Origin of the sequence: Microcoleus sp. LAD1_D5, from assembly GCF_036702115.1 — a bacterium.
Lineage (GTDB): Bacteria > Cyanobacteriota > Cyanobacteriia > Cyanobacteriales > Microcoleaceae > Microcoleus.
The window spans coordinates 20,969-35,776 of the sequence record NZ_JAUBSA010000011.1 but is presented as its reverse complement, the minus strand read 5'-3'; the positions used below and the strand labels follow the sequence as shown (position 1 = coordinate 35,776).

General features: G+C 45.5%; 16 protein-coding genes. 4 read left to right on the top strand and 12 right to left on the bottom strand.

What is annotated here, in order from left to right:
* Positions 1–178 precede the first annotated feature (178 nt).
* Positions 179–1,447, top strand: coding sequence for an MFS transporter (locus QUA70_RS07625; RefSeq protein WP_333346114.1), 1,269 nt, complete (start codon positions 179–181; stop codon positions 1,445–1,447).
* Positions 1,448–1,560: 113 nt separating this feature from the next.
* Here QUA70_RS07625 and QUA70_RS07620 read toward each other — a convergent pair whose 3' ends face one another.
* From QUA70_RS07620 to QUA70_RS07600, 5 genes are all read right to left on the bottom strand, one after another.
* Positions 1,561–2,328 (bottom strand): ATP-binding cassette domain-containing protein, encoded by a 768-nt coding sequence (locus QUA70_RS07620; protein WP_333346117.1) that lies wholly within the window; start codon positions 2,326–2,328, stop codon positions 1,561–1,563.
* 158 nt (positions 2,329–2,486) lie between these two features.
* The gene (gene glyQ, locus QUA70_RS07615; RefSeq protein ID WP_190660228.1) at positions 2,487–3,365 is read right to left on the bottom strand and encodes a glycine--tRNA ligase subunit alpha; all 879 of its coding nucleotides are present in this window, start codon (positions 3,363–3,365) and stop codon (positions 2,487–2,489) included.
* 190 nt (positions 3,366–3,555) lie between these two features.
* The gene (locus QUA70_RS07610) at positions 3,556–3,984 is read right to left on the bottom strand and encodes an HNH endonuclease signature motif containing protein (RefSeq protein WP_333324693.1); all 429 of its coding nucleotides are present in this window, start codon (positions 3,982–3,984) and stop codon (positions 3,556–3,558) included.
* Entirely contained in the window at positions 3,981–4,337 is a 357-nt protein-coding gene (locus tag QUA70_RS07605; protein WP_333324691.1) for a hypothetical protein, read from the bottom strand. Before QUA70_RS07605 ends, QUA70_RS07610 begins: the two co-directional genes overlap by 4 nt.
* 114 nt (positions 4,338–4,451) lie before the next feature.
* Positions 4,452–4,727, bottom strand: coding sequence for a hypothetical protein (locus QUA70_RS07600; protein WP_333346120.1), 276 nt, complete (start codon positions 4,725–4,727; stop codon positions 4,452–4,454).
* Positions 4,728–4,856: 129 nt separating this feature from the next.
* Between QUA70_RS07600 and QUA70_RS07595 the strand changes: the two genes are divergently transcribed.
* The 3 genes from QUA70_RS07595 to QUA70_RS07585 all read left to right on the top strand — a co-directional run bounded on the left by QUA70_RS07595 (position 4,857) and on the right by QUA70_RS07585 (position 8,763).
* A complete protein-coding gene (locus QUA70_RS07595) occupies positions 4,857–7,556 on the top strand; it encodes a hypothetical protein (RefSeq protein WP_333346123.1) in 2,700 nt (899 codons plus the stop codon).
* Between the two features lie 73 nt (positions 7,557–7,629).
* A complete protein-coding gene (locus QUA70_RS07590) occupies positions 7,630–8,220 on the top strand; it encodes an Rpn family recombination-promoting nuclease/putative transposase (protein WP_333324685.1) in 591 nt (196 codons plus the stop codon).
* A gap of 9 nt (positions 8,221–8,229) precedes the next feature.
* Positions 8,230–8,763 carry a hypothetical protein gene (locus tag QUA70_RS07585; protein WP_333324683.1) on the top strand — a complete coding sequence of 178 codons (534 nt, stop codon included), beginning with the start codon at positions 8,230–8,232 and terminating at the stop codon, positions 8,761–8,763.
* A gap of 174 nt (positions 8,764–8,937) precedes the next feature.
* Here QUA70_RS07585 and QUA70_RS07580 read toward each other — a convergent pair whose 3' ends face one another.
* The 7 genes from QUA70_RS07580 to QUA70_RS07550 all read right to left on the bottom strand — a co-directional run bounded on the left by QUA70_RS07580 (position 8,938) and on the right by QUA70_RS07550 (position 14,769).
* A complete protein-coding gene (locus QUA70_RS07580) occupies positions 8,938–9,225 on the bottom strand; it encodes an NfeD family protein (RefSeq protein ID WP_333346126.1) in 288 nt (95 codons plus the stop codon).
* A 94-nt stretch (positions 9,226–9,319) separates the two neighbouring features.
* Positions 9,320–9,607 (bottom strand): NfeD family protein, encoded by a 288-nt coding sequence (locus QUA70_RS07575; protein WP_333324679.1) that lies wholly within the window; start codon positions 9,605–9,607, stop codon positions 9,320–9,322.
* Between the two features lie 933 nt (positions 9,608–10,540).
* Entirely contained in the window at positions 10,541–11,011 is a 471-nt protein-coding gene (locus QUA70_RS07570) for a GNAT family N-acetyltransferase (protein WP_333346128.1), read from the bottom strand.
* Between the two features lie 57 nt (positions 11,012–11,068).
* Positions 11,069–11,710 carry a type I restriction endonuclease gene (locus QUA70_RS07565; protein WP_333346131.1) on the bottom strand — a complete coding sequence of 214 codons (642 nt, stop codon included), beginning with the start codon at positions 11,708–11,710 and terminating at the stop codon, positions 11,069–11,071.
* Between the two features lie 43 nt (positions 11,711–11,753).
* The gene (locus QUA70_RS07560) at positions 11,754–12,803 is read right to left on the bottom strand and encodes a DUF1611 domain-containing protein (RefSeq protein WP_333346134.1); all 1,050 of its coding nucleotides are present in this window, start codon (positions 12,801–12,803) and stop codon (positions 11,754–11,756) included.
* Positions 12,804–12,884: 81 nt separating this feature from the next.
* A complete protein-coding gene (locus QUA70_RS07555) occupies positions 12,885–13,667 on the bottom strand; it encodes a Uma2 family endonuclease (RefSeq protein ID WP_445251621.1) in 783 nt (260 codons plus the stop codon).
* 31 nt (positions 13,668–13,698) lie between these two features.
* Entirely contained in the window at positions 13,699–14,769 is a 1,071-nt protein-coding gene (locus tag QUA70_RS07550; protein ID WP_333346137.1) for a dipeptide epimerase, read from the bottom strand.
* Positions 14,770–14,808: the final 39 nt, after the last annotated feature.

The following is a 14,808-nucleotide window of genomic DNA, read 5'->3' as shown; positions in this document are numbered from 1 at the left end:
TTTTCGGGAGTTGTAAAATAGAACCTCCGGCTCATATCGCAATTCTCAATGATTCATAATAATGAGTCTAGGGGCAGTCCCCCGATGGTTGCCCTTCGCTAATTAGGGGTAAGCCCAGGGGCGCTACCCCTAAAAAATGTTTACCAATCAAATAGGATTGCTCTAGCCGTACTCTTGCATGAATCTACTAGCAAAAATCAAAACAATAAAACTTCCTCCAGCGCTGCGATCGAGAAATTATCGCCTGTTTTTTGCAGGACAAGGCATCTCACTGATGGGCAATTGGATGACGCAAGTCGCTACTGTTTGGCTTGTCTACAATTTGAGCGATTCACCTTGGATGCTCGGCGTGGTGGGATTTATAAGTCAAATCCCCACATTAATTTTACTGCCTTTTGCAGGAGTTTTAATCGATCGCTGGAACCGCCACCGAGTCATAATTGCCACTCAAATATTAGCAATGGTTCAATCCTTAGCGCTAGCATTTTTAGCGCTAACAGGAGTCGTTAACATTTGGCAGATCATGGTACTGAGTTTCTTCCAAGGCGCAATTAACGCCTTTGACGCGCCGGCACGGCAAGCTTTTGTGCCCGAACTTGTAGAAAAGAAAGAAGATTTAGCAAATGCGATCGCCCTCAACGCTTCGATGTTCAACGGCGCCCGATTAATCGGCCCAGCAATTGCAGGTTTGCTAATAGCTACAGTCGGGCCAAGTTATTGCTTTCTCATTGACGGACTCAGCTACATTGCTGTAATTGCAGGCTTATTAGCGATGCAGATCAAAGCCCGTAAAATTGCAGCAACTAATACCAAACCCTTACAAAGATTAAAAGAAGGATTCGTTTATGCCTTCGGGTTTCCCCCGATTCGAGCAATTCTACTGCTATTAGGATTAGTAAGTTTTGCCGGAATGTCGCACACCGTTCTCGTCCCAATTTTTGCCACCAAAATTCTAAACGGCGGCCCACAAACACTAGGCTTTTTGATGGCAGCTTCCGGAGTCGGAGCCTTTGGGGGCGCGATTTATTTGATTTCGCGCCAAAGTATAGTTGGCCTCGGCAAATGGATTGCGATTTCACCCGCAATTATGGGATTTGGACTGATAGGTTTTGGTTTGTCCCACGTCTTGTGGCTCTCATTAATCATGATGTTGTTCGTTGGGTTTGGTTTCATTTTGCAATTTGCAGGAGGAAACACATTTTTGCAAACAATAGTTGAAGACGACAAACGCGGAAGAGTGATGAGCATATACACGATGGCCTTTTTTGGAGTGACACCGTTTGGGAATTTAATTGCCGGCGGATTGGCAAATTCTATCGGCGCTCCCAATACAGTCATCATTGGAGGTATAATTTGTGTTTTAGGCTCCATAGCTTTTACCAAACAGTTGCCAGCTTTAAAAAACTTAGTCCGACCACTTTATCAAAAAATGGGTTTAATTTCCTAAACAATTTGTAAAATACTTTCTTTCTTTATTTATCTCCTCTCTTTCTCCGCGCCCTCTGCGGTTAAAACATCCAAAATAATTACACCAGAGGCTCTGCCTCCAATTTTTTATCTTCACCATTCTTGTTGGGCTTCAGCTTCTGCTTGGATTAAATTTTGCCGCAGTTGTACCCAATTTATTTGATGAGAGGGCAAATCTTCGATGAGCTTTCCGCGCTGTAAATGCAGAATTCGCGTGCTAAATTGCTCGGCTAATTCTAATTGATGGTTTACCATTACAATGGTGGTTTGGCCGTTTGTTAGCTGTATCAATACTTCCAAAAGGTGGGCGGCTTTTCCTGCGTCTAGGGCGGATGTTGGCTCGTCTAAAAGCAAGATTTTTGGTTGCAGGATGATGCCGCGGGCGATCGCCACGAGCTGTTTTTGGCCTGTGGAAAGCTGGAATTCGCTGCGATCGAGCCATTCTTGGGGTATATGCAGTTGTTCGATCGCCCCACTAATTCTCTCAGCAATGTTTGATGAATTGACGCCCCGCAGCTTCAAAGGATAAGCCAATGCTTCTCGCACCGACATTCCCAAAAGCTTGGATTCTTGCAGGATGAGGGTGATTTGTTTGCGGAGTTCGATCGCAGGTATTTGGCGATATTCTGTATTTTCCAGATAAATCGAGCCGCTGGTGGGACTGCTGAGCCGATTTAGCAGTCGCAACAGCGTTGTTTTGCCGGCACCTGAAGGGCCAACAATTGCCACGCGAGATCCCTTGTCTACCTGAAATGATATATTTTCCAACAAATGACTTGAGGCGATCGGTGTTTTTAAACTAACATTATCAATTCGCAGTTGAGGATTTGTTTCTGTATTATTTTCCGAATAATTAGGCATTTAATTAATTAAAAATATGGCTTTCGTGGAACAGGCATATTGCCCGTTTTCGAGGCAGGCAAGATGCCCACTCCCCAATCCAACTCACTCTTTGTGGAACGGGCATTTTGCCCGTTCTTAAGGCAGGCAAGATGCCCGCCCTACAATCCAACTCAAACTCAAACTTTTACAGCTTTTTCTAAAGGAAAACCCAGCTTTTCGCGCTGTTCCAAATAAAGCTGAGCCACTCGCCGCGCCAAATTGCGAATTTTTGTGATGTAGCGGGTTCTTTCCGTTACCGAAATCACACCTCTAGCATCGAGTAAATTGAAAGTGTGAGAACATTTTAGCACATAATCAAGACTAGGCAAAACCAATCCTTTTTTGGTCAATTGTTCGGCTTCTTGCTCGTACAAGCCAAATAGAGTAAACAGCAATTCGGGATTGGAAGCTTCAAAGTTATAAGTACACTGTTCTATTTCTCCTTGCAGGTGAACGTCGCCGTAAGTGATGCCATCCTTCCACTGAATTTTCGTCATGGCATCGACTTCTTGGAGATACATTGCTAGGCGTTCTAGTCCGTAGGTAATTTCAATGGAGACGGGGCGACAGTCAATGCTACCGCACTGTTGAAAGTAGGTAAATTGGGTGATTTCCATGCCGTCGAGCCAGACTTCCCAGCCGACGCCCCAAGCTCCGAGGGTGGGCGATTCCCAGTTGTCTTCTACGAAGCGAATGTCGTGGTCTTCTGGGCTAATTCCTAATGCTCTGAGGGAGTCTAAATAGATGTCTTGGATGTTGGGAGGAGAGGGTTTAATTAAAACTTGATATTGATAGTAATGTTGGAAGCGGTTGGGATTTTCGCCGTAGCGTCCGTCGGTGGGGCGGCGACAGGGTTCGATGTAGGCGACAGACCAAGGTTCGGGGCCGATTGCTCTGAGAAAGGTGTGGGGATTCATGGTTCCTGCACCTTTTTCTGTGTCGTAGGATTGGGCGATCAGGCATCCTCGATCGCTCCAGAATTTGTTTAAGGTGGCAATGACTGATTGAAAGTTCACTGGTTTAAATATGCTTAGCGAGTGTCTAAGCTTATTTAAGCATACTCAAGGCACGGTTTATTGAAATAAACCATTTATCGGTGGATATTTAAGTTCTTTTTTCAGGTATATTATATCGATCGAGTTATTGCGATCGATAATAGCAATATTTTCTAGATTGATCGATCCCTACTGCGAGGGAAAAGAGCCATCATGTTGTTTGTGGATAGGGTGGTGGATATTCTCCGCTAGTGATGAGTTGCTCGCGTTCGAGGATGCGTTCTGGGAGGTTAAATTGGAGAATTTTAGCGGTTACGCGCCCTTGCGGAGTCAGTGGGACAATGGTTCCTTTATCTAACCGAAAGTGGTCTGACCATTTCTGGAGACGGGGATTAAAAAAGGGGGTTAGCTGTTGTGTTTCAGGATCGATCGAACCGAGGTCAGTTCCTTTGAAACGGTTGCAGCAAGGACACGATAACGCTAGGTTTTCCACGACGGTGATGCCATCATGTTTTTCGGCAATAATGTGTTCCATTTCAAAGGCGAAAAGTGCAGCCGTTTGGGGAAATCGGCAATACTCGCATTGCTCTCCGGCGCGTTGAGTCACTAACCGACGCAAAGTGGCTGGTACATAACTCATGCTGCTATCTGTAAGTGTTTGTAAGCATGAGCTTTGGCTAAGCGTACCCAATGTTCTAGGAGCAAGTATCGATCGAGTTCGACTTCTTCCGATCGCGAGAGAGTGCCGGATTTATTGCGATCGAGCAATTCGCTCATGCGGGTTTGCAATGCAGGCGTGGGGCGGATAGCGAGGATGACTTCTGGGCTGGGTTGACTGGCAAGCAGTGCGACGATTTGGAGCTCGTCTTGGTAGGGGATGGTTTCTGGGGGGGTGAGTTCCTGGAGTGCGCGATCGAGGGCTTCTGGGAGGCGATCGCCCAGTTGTTGCAGTTGTTCGCCGAGGCGATCGGGGACTTCTAGAATAATTTGCATACTTCGGTAATGTGAAGATGGGAATTGCTTTGATTGTAACAAAAGGGTTCTGGAGCGATCGCTCGATAGTTTGAGTAGCGATCGCATCCACAAATCATGAGACTAACTTAACTTTTACTGCTTGGTGGACTGAACTGGAGTATAAGGAAGCGATCGCCGCCTTGTGATGTCTCCCTCTCCATAGGATCGGTTGCGCGAACGCAAGCACCGGGTTGGTCGTTCGTCCTTGTCTGTTTCACTCACCTCATCTTTCTGCAACGCAGCCAGAATTTGAAAGCACAGCCGGAGCAGAAAGAGCAGAAATCCCGCGTGAGGATTGAGCCAGGTGGCAATACCCACTACGCTAAATTCGATGACTTTGAGCCATTTCTTTTTGTTGGAGTCAGACATTAGGATCACCTTTTTTGAATGCTTAAATCCATTGCAGCAACTGGATTTCAGAGTTAGTTCAGCTTTCTTAGCTGACTTGGGCTTACTTAGCCTTACTTAAGCTTGAGCCGGAAAAAAAGTAGCTAAACTATGTGTGTAGCCTTCACCGATTTGCCTGTAATGCAATTTCCTCATGACTTCTTAACCGAAATCGCTAACGAAAAAAAGCTGACTAACTCTCAGATAGATGTTTTTTTACTGCTATGCAGTCAAGATAAAAATAAGGTGCAAATTGCCAATGAGCTTGAGATAAGTGAAGGCGCTGTTACTACCCGGCTGACAGAGGTTTACAAAAAGTTTGGAATCAACGATCCCGGTCCTGTGAAGAAAGAGGCGTTACGGCGCTATTTAGAGGAGCGACAGAAACGCAAACCACCGAGTTCACCGTCAAATCTGCCTGCGGAGTACGATCGTCGCCTGAGTCGTTTAGAGGAACTGAAGCAAGAATCCAGAGCATGGTGCATAGAGCGCTTTCGGATTGCTGTCTCCAGCCAAGAGGAAGCTGAGAGTCTTGCTGATGATCTTTCAATTGGATCGCCTCCCTCCAATCTGAGACTTAAACCAGGAAAAGTGAGTCTTGTGGTTGGAGAATTGGGCATTGGCAAGACATTAATTGCACAACGTCTCTTTCAGCAAGCAATCCAACAAGCACAGGAAAATCCAAATGCTGCTATACCTGTCTACCTGGAATCGTGGCAATGGCAGCAGGAAAGACCCCTGAAAAAAGCTGTAGAAGCTGCTGCCGATGGCTTGGGCAATCCCAAAACTCAAGGTGCGATCGTGATGCTTGACGGACTCGATGAAGTAGAAACCAGACTTGCCAGTCAAGTTCTCAGCGAAACTCATCGTCTCGTTGAGGGATGGGACAACACGACTGTAATCATTACCAGCAGGCCAACTCGATATACCGATGATGTTCAAGAGAAAATCCTAGTCCCCTTGTTGTCTGAAGCGCAAGCCTATTCCCTGGTAGAAAGAGTTTCCAAACTGCAAATGACTGCGATGGTTTGTTCGCGTTGGACTGAATCTATCAGAGATGCTATTCGCCGTCCTCTGTTTGCCCTAATTGTAGCGAGGTATCTGGGGAGGGCGGATGAGAAAGCTCCGCGCTCAAAAGGAGAGCTATTATCGTGGCTTGTCGAAGACGCACTAGAACAAGTAAATGCAGACCGCAGGAATTGCGATCGACTGCTGAAACGACTGGCAATGTTGTCCGTCGAGTGTGGAGGCGATCGGATTCGCGCTACTGATGTTGCACCTACAAAAGATGCACTCAAGCCACTTTTAGATTCTAGGTTGGTTGTTGAGCGTTCCAGAGGAATAATTTCCTTCCCTTTGCCAATCTTAACTGAGTGGTTTGCAGCGCAAAGCTTAGCAGACGACCCATTGAAGGTAGAAAATTTTGTCAGCGATCCTCAGCAACTAGAGAATTGGCGATATCCTCTGACGATTGCTACAGCAACTTTTGGTCACGAGCTAGTGTCAAAACTATTAGTGCCGATCGCGAAAAAATACCCTGCATTTGCTGCCGAAATTGTGCGCGAGGGAACTACACGTTGGGGAGATGAACAGGTATCGCTGCCATCACCCCGCAAGTGCGGACAGCAAATTCAAACAGCAATGCAAGCTTGGATCGAAGGAATTGGTTCCTTGGCTGAACTCATCGCTCCAATCCGGCAAGATGGTACAGTTAAACCCCTTGGTGTGCGGACACATGGCACGAGAATCGAAGTCGCCTGGTATGAAGGTAGTGAGAATTTACAAAACGTAGTTGATTTGCCCCTGGATTTGAATTGGTCTGACTCGCAGGAGCGGTACAAATGGCCGAGGGTCATGACTTCCCGACCCGGACATGAGTCAGCTTGGGCTTGGCGTTGGACACTCGATAAACTCGTCAAAAACCTTTCACGACAACTAGAATCCCCTACATTGTTAGTTGATAGCGAACCACTCATTCGCGAAGCTGCGTGGCGAGCAGCACTTGCCATTGTCAAATATCGACCAAATTTTAAGTTGACCACACTCAAGTGGTGGGAACTTGATGAAGTTCCCCTAGTACAAATTGAGGAAACTCTCTCCGAAATTGAAGCACAAGCTAAGTTGAATTGCTACGTTATTCTGCCAGATATAGGCAATTCTTTTAGAATGAAGGAACAACAATACTATCTCAAGCAACTCAGAAAAGAGGTCAACCGTCTTCAGAGTTTGGGTGAGTCTGCATTGCACAATCCTTGGCCTAATTTCAATCCAACTCAGTGTAAATCGCGTGGTCAAGAGTACAGTCTAGAGCGACTGCGTATTCGTGCAGAAAAGGTTTACAAAGGGGCGCTTGATGCTTACCAGTTAATTGTTAATACCTGGTTTAAGCAACTAATTCCGGGACTGGGGATAGCACCAATGTTACCAGCTCGTCTTGTGGGCGAGATTTCACCATCTCCTCCCAATCCCGGACCTTTTGGCAGTCCTCCATACTTTGATTGGTTCCTATTTGATTGGTTCCTAGAACCATTACCCGAAAATGCACAAAATGAGATTGAAATAGCTATTAACGAACATTATCTCCCTCTTGTTGAAACTCACAGAGGCCAGATAGATTTTGCTTCCAAACAACTAAGCTTGTTACGTCCGAATTCAGCTATATGGATAAGAAATGTGCCTCACGACGGTAATTTTGACGACAATTTTTTTCGCCACATTCCTGCCACGGCTTTGGCTTACTCTTGGTTGCAGAAGGATCTCATAAAAATTTTTGGTTTGGGCAGTTTTTCTCGTCGCATTCGCTTGGATTAGGAAAGCTAGCAAGTATGAAAGCAGATTATGATGAAAGCCCTCGTCACAAGTCATCGATTCGCATCGACAACTCATGAAAACAGACACCATTTTCTACAGCCTGTTTCAGGAATTTCCCAGCTTCTTCTTTGAACTGATCGATCGTTCTCCAGACGAAGCCGCCGCCTATGAATTCACCTCCCGCGAAATCAAACAACTCGCATTCCGCATCGACGGGTTATTTCTCCCCAAAACCGAAGAACCTGAAAAACCATTTTACTTAGCTGAAGTTCAGTTTCAACCCGATGCCGACTTGTACTACCGCATCTTTGGCGAACTCTTTCTCTATCTGCGACAATACAAACCACTCAATCCTTGGCGCGTCGTTGTCATCTATCCCAATCGCCGCATCGAACACGAACAGATGCTGCAATTTCAGGAGCTCTTAACCAGTCAGCGCGTCCAACGGATTTACCTCGATGAATTGCCAGAAGCCGCAGATCGATCGCTGGGAGTCAAAGTTGTTAAACTGGTAATCGAGCCAGCAGAGACAGCAGCAGAACAAGCACGGCAGTCGATCGCAATGGCCCGACAACAGTTGTCCGATCCAACCGTTCAACGCGATTTAATTAACCTGATCGAAACAATTATCGTCTATAAACTTCCCGAGAAAAGCCGCGAGTAAATTGCCGCCATGTTTAATTTAAGCGAACTCAGACAAACTCGATTTTATCAGGAAGTCAAGCAAGAAGGCTTAGAAGAAGGACTCGAACAAGGTAAGCGGCAGGCGAAGTTAGAAGCCATTCGTCGGATGATAGCGTTTGGAATGAATTTAGAGACGATCGCGCACTTATTAGATTTGTCTCTCGAATTTGTTCGCCAAACAATTAACAAAATCCAACGGGAATCGATGTCACTCCCCGAACAAAATATCGACTCGTTTATCGAACTATTAACTCAGCAGCGATCGCTCTTCTCGGCCGAACAATTAACCGAACTAGCCCAGCTAATTGAACCCTTATTCGATGAGATCGATGTCCTTTCAGAAGCGATTTCATCCTGGGCTGAAAATTACCCTTCAATTCAGGAAGCTCAAGCCAAACTGCTCGAACCACTACCGCCGATCGCTAAGGCATCAGAAAAAGCAGCAGTCAGCGGAGAAAGTAGCGAATCTCAACTCCGCGATCGCCTCAACAAACAAGCTCTCAAAAATGCCATTTTATGGTAGCGCGATCTTCCATATTTCTACTGGCAAATAAACTGAGGCAGATATTGCTCTCTTGCGTCAGGTGTTGAGTGGAAGCGATCGCCAAATTGCCACTAAAAAACATAATAGTCAGAACCCCGACTTCTTCAAGAAGTCGGGGTTCTGACCGTGAACAGGTTTAGAGCGAGTTCTAGTTTAGTTTGCAGGAGCTAGGGAAACTAACAGAGTGATGTTGTCAACGCCGATGACATAAACGGTGTCTCCCGGTGTGAGGGTGATTTGGCGATCGCACCGTGCGGGCCACCAGCTACCTTGGAAGCGGACGCGACCTGTTTGATTCGGGTAAATCGATTCATCAACCACTGCTTCTTCGTTGAAATAGTTAAAATTGGTGTTGATGTAGTTGTCGATTAACATATTGTTTTCGGTGCTGTAGGTGTGAGTAGAAAAAATTGAACCGAAAACTTTTATTACGTTAAACATTTTGTTGACTCCTTTTGTGTTAAAATATATGGAAGTTTAATCGCCTATTGATGCTATTTAAAAGGTTGCATTTCCTGGTCGTTCATGCTCTGATTTAGTCTGCGGGAGCGAGGGAAACTAACAGAGTGATGTTGTCAACGCCGATGACAAAAACGGTGTCTCCCGGTGTGAGGGTGATTTGGCGATCGCAACGTGCGGGCCACCAGCTACCTTGGAAGCGGACGCGACCTGTTTGATTCGGGTAAATCGATTCATCGACGACAGCTTCTTCGTTGAAGTAGTGGAAATTGGTGTTGACGTAATTTTTGATGAGCATATTGTTAGCTGTGCTGTATCCTTGGGTAGAGAAAATCGAGCCGAAAGCTTTTACTACGTTGAACATGATATTTACTCCTGTGGTGTTAAAATATATGGATGTGTAATTGTCTGTTTATGCTATTTGAGAGGCTGCATTTCCTAGGTTAAGATTGATTGATTGCCTTGATATTTCATTGTTCTTGCCTTCCGTAGTTTTATCAGGATAAAAGGCCAAGATTTTTTGAAATGTTGAGGGGATTTGAGAAGCGGTTGCGGGGAGTATAAATCCAGTAATTCCGAGGTATTGAATTACGGATTTCATGGTTGAGCAGTTGGTGGGATTTACCTCAAGGGTAGATGTTGTTAGCTACATTAGAGATTCTCTGATTCCGCATTACTGCTGCTGTGAATATCTGTAATTTTTGGGTTTAATTTTTGGGTTGAATTTTTTGATTGGGTTGTGACTCACTTGCTTTACACTTACTAATTTGCCAGGAGTCCAATGTCTTTGGTGCGATCGCCAGTCCACTTTCCGAGTCTGGTACTGGCACAGGACACTTTCCCCCCTGCCTGCAACGATTTTGCAAAGGTTGCTGCCTAAATATCAGGCTGGTAGCTGTGCCAATATAGCCAACTGGACTACCGCCAACAGTGAATTATGAACTTACGCAGTCTCGATCGCCCAATCCGGAATATCCATAAATATCTAGTCCGTGACTTACGCACCAAACCCCTAAAAACCCGGTTTCTGACACCCTGTGCACCATTAGGGGCCTGTAAGCGGATCTATGATATAAGCAAGTAAACTTGGCAACTCACCCACCCTCCCCATGCGATATTGATTTGTACCTACCTATTTAGGCATAGACAATAGGCGATCGAGACTGACGCAGATATCAGGAGGCGGTAGGAGTTTTTGATCGATGCAGGTCGATCGCACCCTGTTATCCAATTATTGAACAGGTCGAACTTAAAATCCATTCATAAATTCAGAATCTTAAATTCATAAAAGTCATAATTATAGACAAGCTGCTTGATACTGCATAATTGTTACAGGAATTCTGAATAAAGTTTTAGCTAAATGAGACAAACCGAACTTGAATTTAAGCGACTGCGGCAATTCTTGTACAGAAACTTCTACAAAGCCAAAGCGAGTATAAAATGATGCGAGTCGCTTTCCCAAACATTCTAAATATAGCGGTTCTGTAGCTTGTTGAATTAAATATTTTGTGAGGTAGCTTCCCAAACCTTGATCGCGCCAATCTTTCGCTACCACCAAACTGCCTAATTCTTGCACGCCCGCAAAGTTCCGCAACTGCCCGCAAGCTGCCAATTTTCCCTCGCATTCGATGACCCAGAATTGCTCCCAGCGCAACTGAGTTGGATCGAGTCTTGCGCTCCACACTAACTTTCTAATTGATTTGATATCTTGAGCTGATGCTGGGCGGATGGCGCATTCAGACGGCAACTCCAAAGAATTTTCATTCATTGTGATTTTTGTTGGCTGTCTCGTTTAGTTTGAGTTGTCCACAGCCTTATTATGTATTTAAGTAGAAGATGTGTTACTCGCAATTATACCAGCTAGTCGCTTCAAAATGCGAAAAACTTCGTAAAGTTCGTTTCCTTGACTCCCAATATCGAAAAGTTTAGACACGGCATACTGCGGTATGTCTCGTTTGGTCACTTTGATAAATCGAAAACTGCTGCCATTTGTCAAAAGCCCAAAGGTTACTTGTTCTGGACTGGGGTCATTCAGCATATAAAATAGTAACTGAGGAAGTCCAGCTTCAACGGAATATTGTGCTCGCTTCGCTTCGAGCGCAACCACCCAAAAAGATTCAATTAAAAGCAGAACATCAATACTTCCTCTGACAAGTATACCTTCATCCACGGTGACAAGTTCCACCGATTTTTCGGCTTCTATATGAAAGGGATTCAGGTATAAATCTGCTAAAAATAGCAATGGAGCAAGTACCACCATTTTCACGGTATCTTCTATCATGGAGTGGTTGGCACTGTTAGTATAGCCAGCCTTTACTTTGTCTAAATATCGCTTTTCTTCATCAGTAATTTCAGGTAAATCGTCAATCCACTCCCGGAAGAATTGCTCGTCTTCACAAAGTTGGAAGTTAAATTTTGTTTTGACCTCATGCAGGGTCAGTGTTTTTGCTTGAATGCTTTGTGTCATTGTTTTATGTATTTATTTTGTAGTTGGTGTTGATTGTAGCATATCAATTGTCGATCGCCTCCCACAAAACCTTCGCGCCAAACCTTACCGGATCGGTACAAGGCAATCGTGTTTCTGCTTGAACTTCAGCTATTGCTAACAGCGCATCTGCCTCATTTAAGTGATGAGTGTTGAGGGCGATCGCCCTCACTTTTCCCCCTGCAAAAGCACCCGCAGCAGCAGCAACCATTTCGTACAATTCAATCACTTTTGATAACCTGGGAATCGATACGTGGGGGTGATTGCGAATGCTAGTTTGTCCGGCTCGGTGGGCTAAAATTAAGTGAGTTGGCTGCGAACCCCGCAACAGCGGCAGAGTCGCCGTCGAACCCGGATGCAATAGCGAACCTTGCCCTTCTACGTGCAGAATATCGCATTCAGAACCCAATTTGATCACCATTTGTTCGACAGCACCAGCCGCGAAATCAACTCGCACAGCATCCAAAGGAATGCCTTCATTTCCGATCATTAAACCCGTTTGTCCGGTTGCTAAAAACTTGGAACGCCAACCCCGCTGCAAGCAAGTGCGATTGAGTTCCAGACTGGTTGACATTTTGCCAACGCTCATATCTGTGCCGACAGTTAATACGCGGCGACAACTTAATTTAGTGGCGGCGGCAGAGGCGATCGCACCGACAGATTTCGGTTCCTGACGCACGTCCCAAATCCATTGATTTTCGGTTAACGGAACTGTTATCAAAGGTGCAAGTTTCGCGTGCAAACCGTTGACAACTGACAAACCTGCTGCTACCGCTTGATTAATTTCTGGCAGCCATTCCGCAGGCAAAACACCGCCGGAAGGAGCGATACCAATTAGCAGAATATCCGGCGCAAATTGCAGTGCTTCTGCAACGGAAGCAACTATCGGTACTTCTTGAGGAATGCCAGTTAATTCAGGTAAAGATTGACTGACACATTGGCGGTCTATTACTGCTACAATTTCTGCTTCGCTGTAGCGCAAAAATGCTAAACCTGTTTTGCCAGAAGAACCGAGAATGCCCTCGTGCAGCAGGATTGCAACTTTGCCATTTTTGATCGGATAGTTTTTAGTCATTGATTTACTTTTGAGATGGGCGATTTTAGATTTTAGCTTCAATCTAAAATCTAAAATCTAAAATCTAAAATCGGTTGGGTGTTAGCTGTGATTTGGGTTCAGGGTAAGATCATTCGGATCTTCTCCCAATTCTCGCAATCTGGCCTCTAGTCGCGAGGCTCGTTGCCGTTCCTGTTCCGCTTGCTGTTGAGCGGCTTCGGCTTGTTGTTGAGCGGCTTCCTCCGGCAACAAAACTAAATTGCCAGATTCATCGAAAAAACGCACCCAAATTGCTGTTTCTCGATCGACAATTCCTTCCCAAGTACCCAACCAAAAACCTAACGTTTCGCACCACAGCCAACCCCGCTCGTTGGGAACTAACGGCTGATAACGCAGGGTGGCATCTAAACGCCATCCTTGCAAAGAATTCGGCTCGAAAGGATCGAAAACAAAGTAATCAGGAGTTCTAAAAACCTGCTCGTAAATATCCTTTTTTTTGCCTGTATCCTGATTTGCCGTTGACGGCGACAGCAGTTCCACAATGACATCCGGGTAACGTCCGTTTTCTTCCCAAACTACCCAGCCTTGTCGGGAAGTATTGCTGTCAACACCCAACACAGCGAAAAAATCTGGGCCTCGGAAATCCTGATTGCGAATTTGTTTAGCGCTGTAATAAATAAACATATTGCCACCGACAAAAAAATCGTTCCGGTTAGCTAAACCTTGTTCTAAGGAACGGATTAAAACGGTCATTGCTATACGGTGGCGGTTGCTTTCCATTTCTGCACCATCATCAAAAATTAAATCAGTCGGTGGCTGGTGTTCTTCAAAGAAAAGCTTGGCTTCTCTATCAATTTGCTCTCCTATTGATTCCACTGGCATCATAGTATCTCCAGATGTGTTTTGAGCGATACTTCTATTCTACAATGTCAATTCGCCGCACTCCCAATCCCGATCGCCCGTTTGGCAGCAAACACCCATTTTCGACGATCGCACCAGTGAAAGGATCGTCTAATAAATTTAAGTGACTGTCCAAATCCAAATAGTCAGCTAGTGGCGAAAGTTGTGCTGCTGCTGTATTTGCGATCGCGCTATCTGAATAGCAGCCGAACATTACTTGTAAATTGCAGGCTTTTGCTGTGTGAATCATCCGCATTGCTTCGGTCAATCCGCCTGACTTCATCATTTTGATATTGATGCCGTGGACGCAGTGGGCTAACTTGGATATATCGGAACTATTAAAGCAACTTTCATCAGCAAAAATTGGCAGGGGCGATTGACGGTACAGTTCTGAGAATTCATCCATATCGGCGACGGGTGAAAGCGGCTGTTCTACATAATTTATCTTGTATTTTTCCAGCCAGCAACACATCTGGGCTGCATCTTTTAAACTCCAACCGCCGTTAGCATCTACACTGATTTGAATGTTAGCTGGTGCTTCGTCTAGCACTGCTATTAACATAGCTTTGTCGGCTTCGATTCCTGCGGAATTTCCTAATTTAACTTTGACGGCGCGGTATTTGATACCTGCTGGATCTTTACCCAACCAATCGCGCACTCTTTCTCTTGCACCAGACGGCGAATTAATGCCGATTGTGACGGAGGTGGGGACGATGCGCGATCGATCTAATCCCCACATTTTCCACAGCGGCAAGCCGGCTTTTTTGCCCAGCCAGTCGTGCATTGCCATGTCGATGCCGGCGCGGGCGGCTGAGGGTAACTTGACCTCTGTTAATACTTGTTCGATTTTTTGGCGATCGAACGGAGTAAACTTTTCTAGCAGCGGTGCAACTTCCTGCAATGCCGCTAGCAGACTTTCGGTAGTTTGGGGCCGAGAACCTGTGGAAAACGGCGAAGCTTCTCCCCAGCCTTCGATGCCTTCGTGTTCTAGCTTCACCCATAAATTGGTACTTTGGGCTGTTGTACCGCGGCTGATGGTAAGGGCAAACCGCTTGCGGACAGTGAAAGTTTCAATTTGAACGTGCATTGTCAGTGATTGGTGATTTTTTGTAGATAAAAATCCGAG

Coding starts and splice junctions, on each gene's coding strand:
- QUA70_RS07625 (WP_333346114.1), top strand. CDS start 179: ATGAATCTACTAGCAAAAATCAAAACAATAAAACTTCCTCCAGCGCTG.
- QUA70_RS07620 (WP_333346117.1), bottom strand. CDS start 2,328: ATGCCTAATTATTCGGAAAATAATACAGAAACAAATCCTCAACTGCGA.
- QUA70_RS07610 (WP_333324693.1), bottom strand. CDS start 3,984: ATGAGTTATGTACCAGCCACTTTGCGTCGGTTAGTGACTCAACGCGCC.
- QUA70_RS07605 (WP_333324691.1), bottom strand. CDS start 4,337: ATGCAAATTATTCTAGAAGTCCCCGATCGCCTCGGCGAACAACTGCAA.
- QUA70_RS07600 (WP_333346120.1), bottom strand. CDS start 4,727: ATGTCTGACTCCAACAAAAAGAAATGGCTCAAAGTCATCGAATTTAGC.
- QUA70_RS07595 (WP_333346123.1), top strand. CDS start 4,857: ATGTGTGTAGCCTTCACCGATTTGCCTGTAATGCAATTTCCTCATGAC.
- QUA70_RS07590 (WP_333324685.1), top strand. CDS start 7,630: ATGAAAACAGACACCATTTTCTACAGCCTGTTTCAGGAATTTCCCAGC.
- QUA70_RS07585 (WP_333324683.1), top strand. CDS start 8,230: ATGTTTAATTTAAGCGAACTCAGACAAACTCGATTTTATCAGGAAGTC.
- QUA70_RS07580 (WP_333346126.1), bottom strand. CDS start 9,225: ATGTTTAACGTAATAAAAGTTTTCGGTTCAATTTTTTCTACTCACACC.
- QUA70_RS07575 (WP_333324679.1), bottom strand. CDS start 9,607: ATGTTCAACGTAGTAAAAGCTTTCGGCTCGATTTTCTCTACCCAAGGA.
- QUA70_RS07570 (WP_333346128.1), bottom strand. CDS start 11,011: ATGAATGAAAATTCTTTGGAGTTGCCGTCTGAATGCGCCATCCGCCCA.
- QUA70_RS07565 (WP_333346131.1), bottom strand. CDS start 11,710: ATGACACAAAGCATTCAAGCAAAAACACTGACCCTGCATGAGGTCAAA.
- QUA70_RS07560 (WP_333346134.1), bottom strand. CDS start 12,803: ATGACTAAAAACTATCCGATCAAAAATGGCAAAGTTGCAATCCTGCTG.
- QUA70_RS07555 (WP_445251621.1), bottom strand. CDS start 13,667: ATGATGCCAGTGGAATCAATAGGAGAGCAAATTGATAGAGAAGCCAAG.
- QUA70_RS07550 (WP_333346137.1), bottom strand. CDS start 14,769: ATGCACGTTCAAATTGAAACTTTCACTGTCCGCAAGCGGTTTGCCCTT.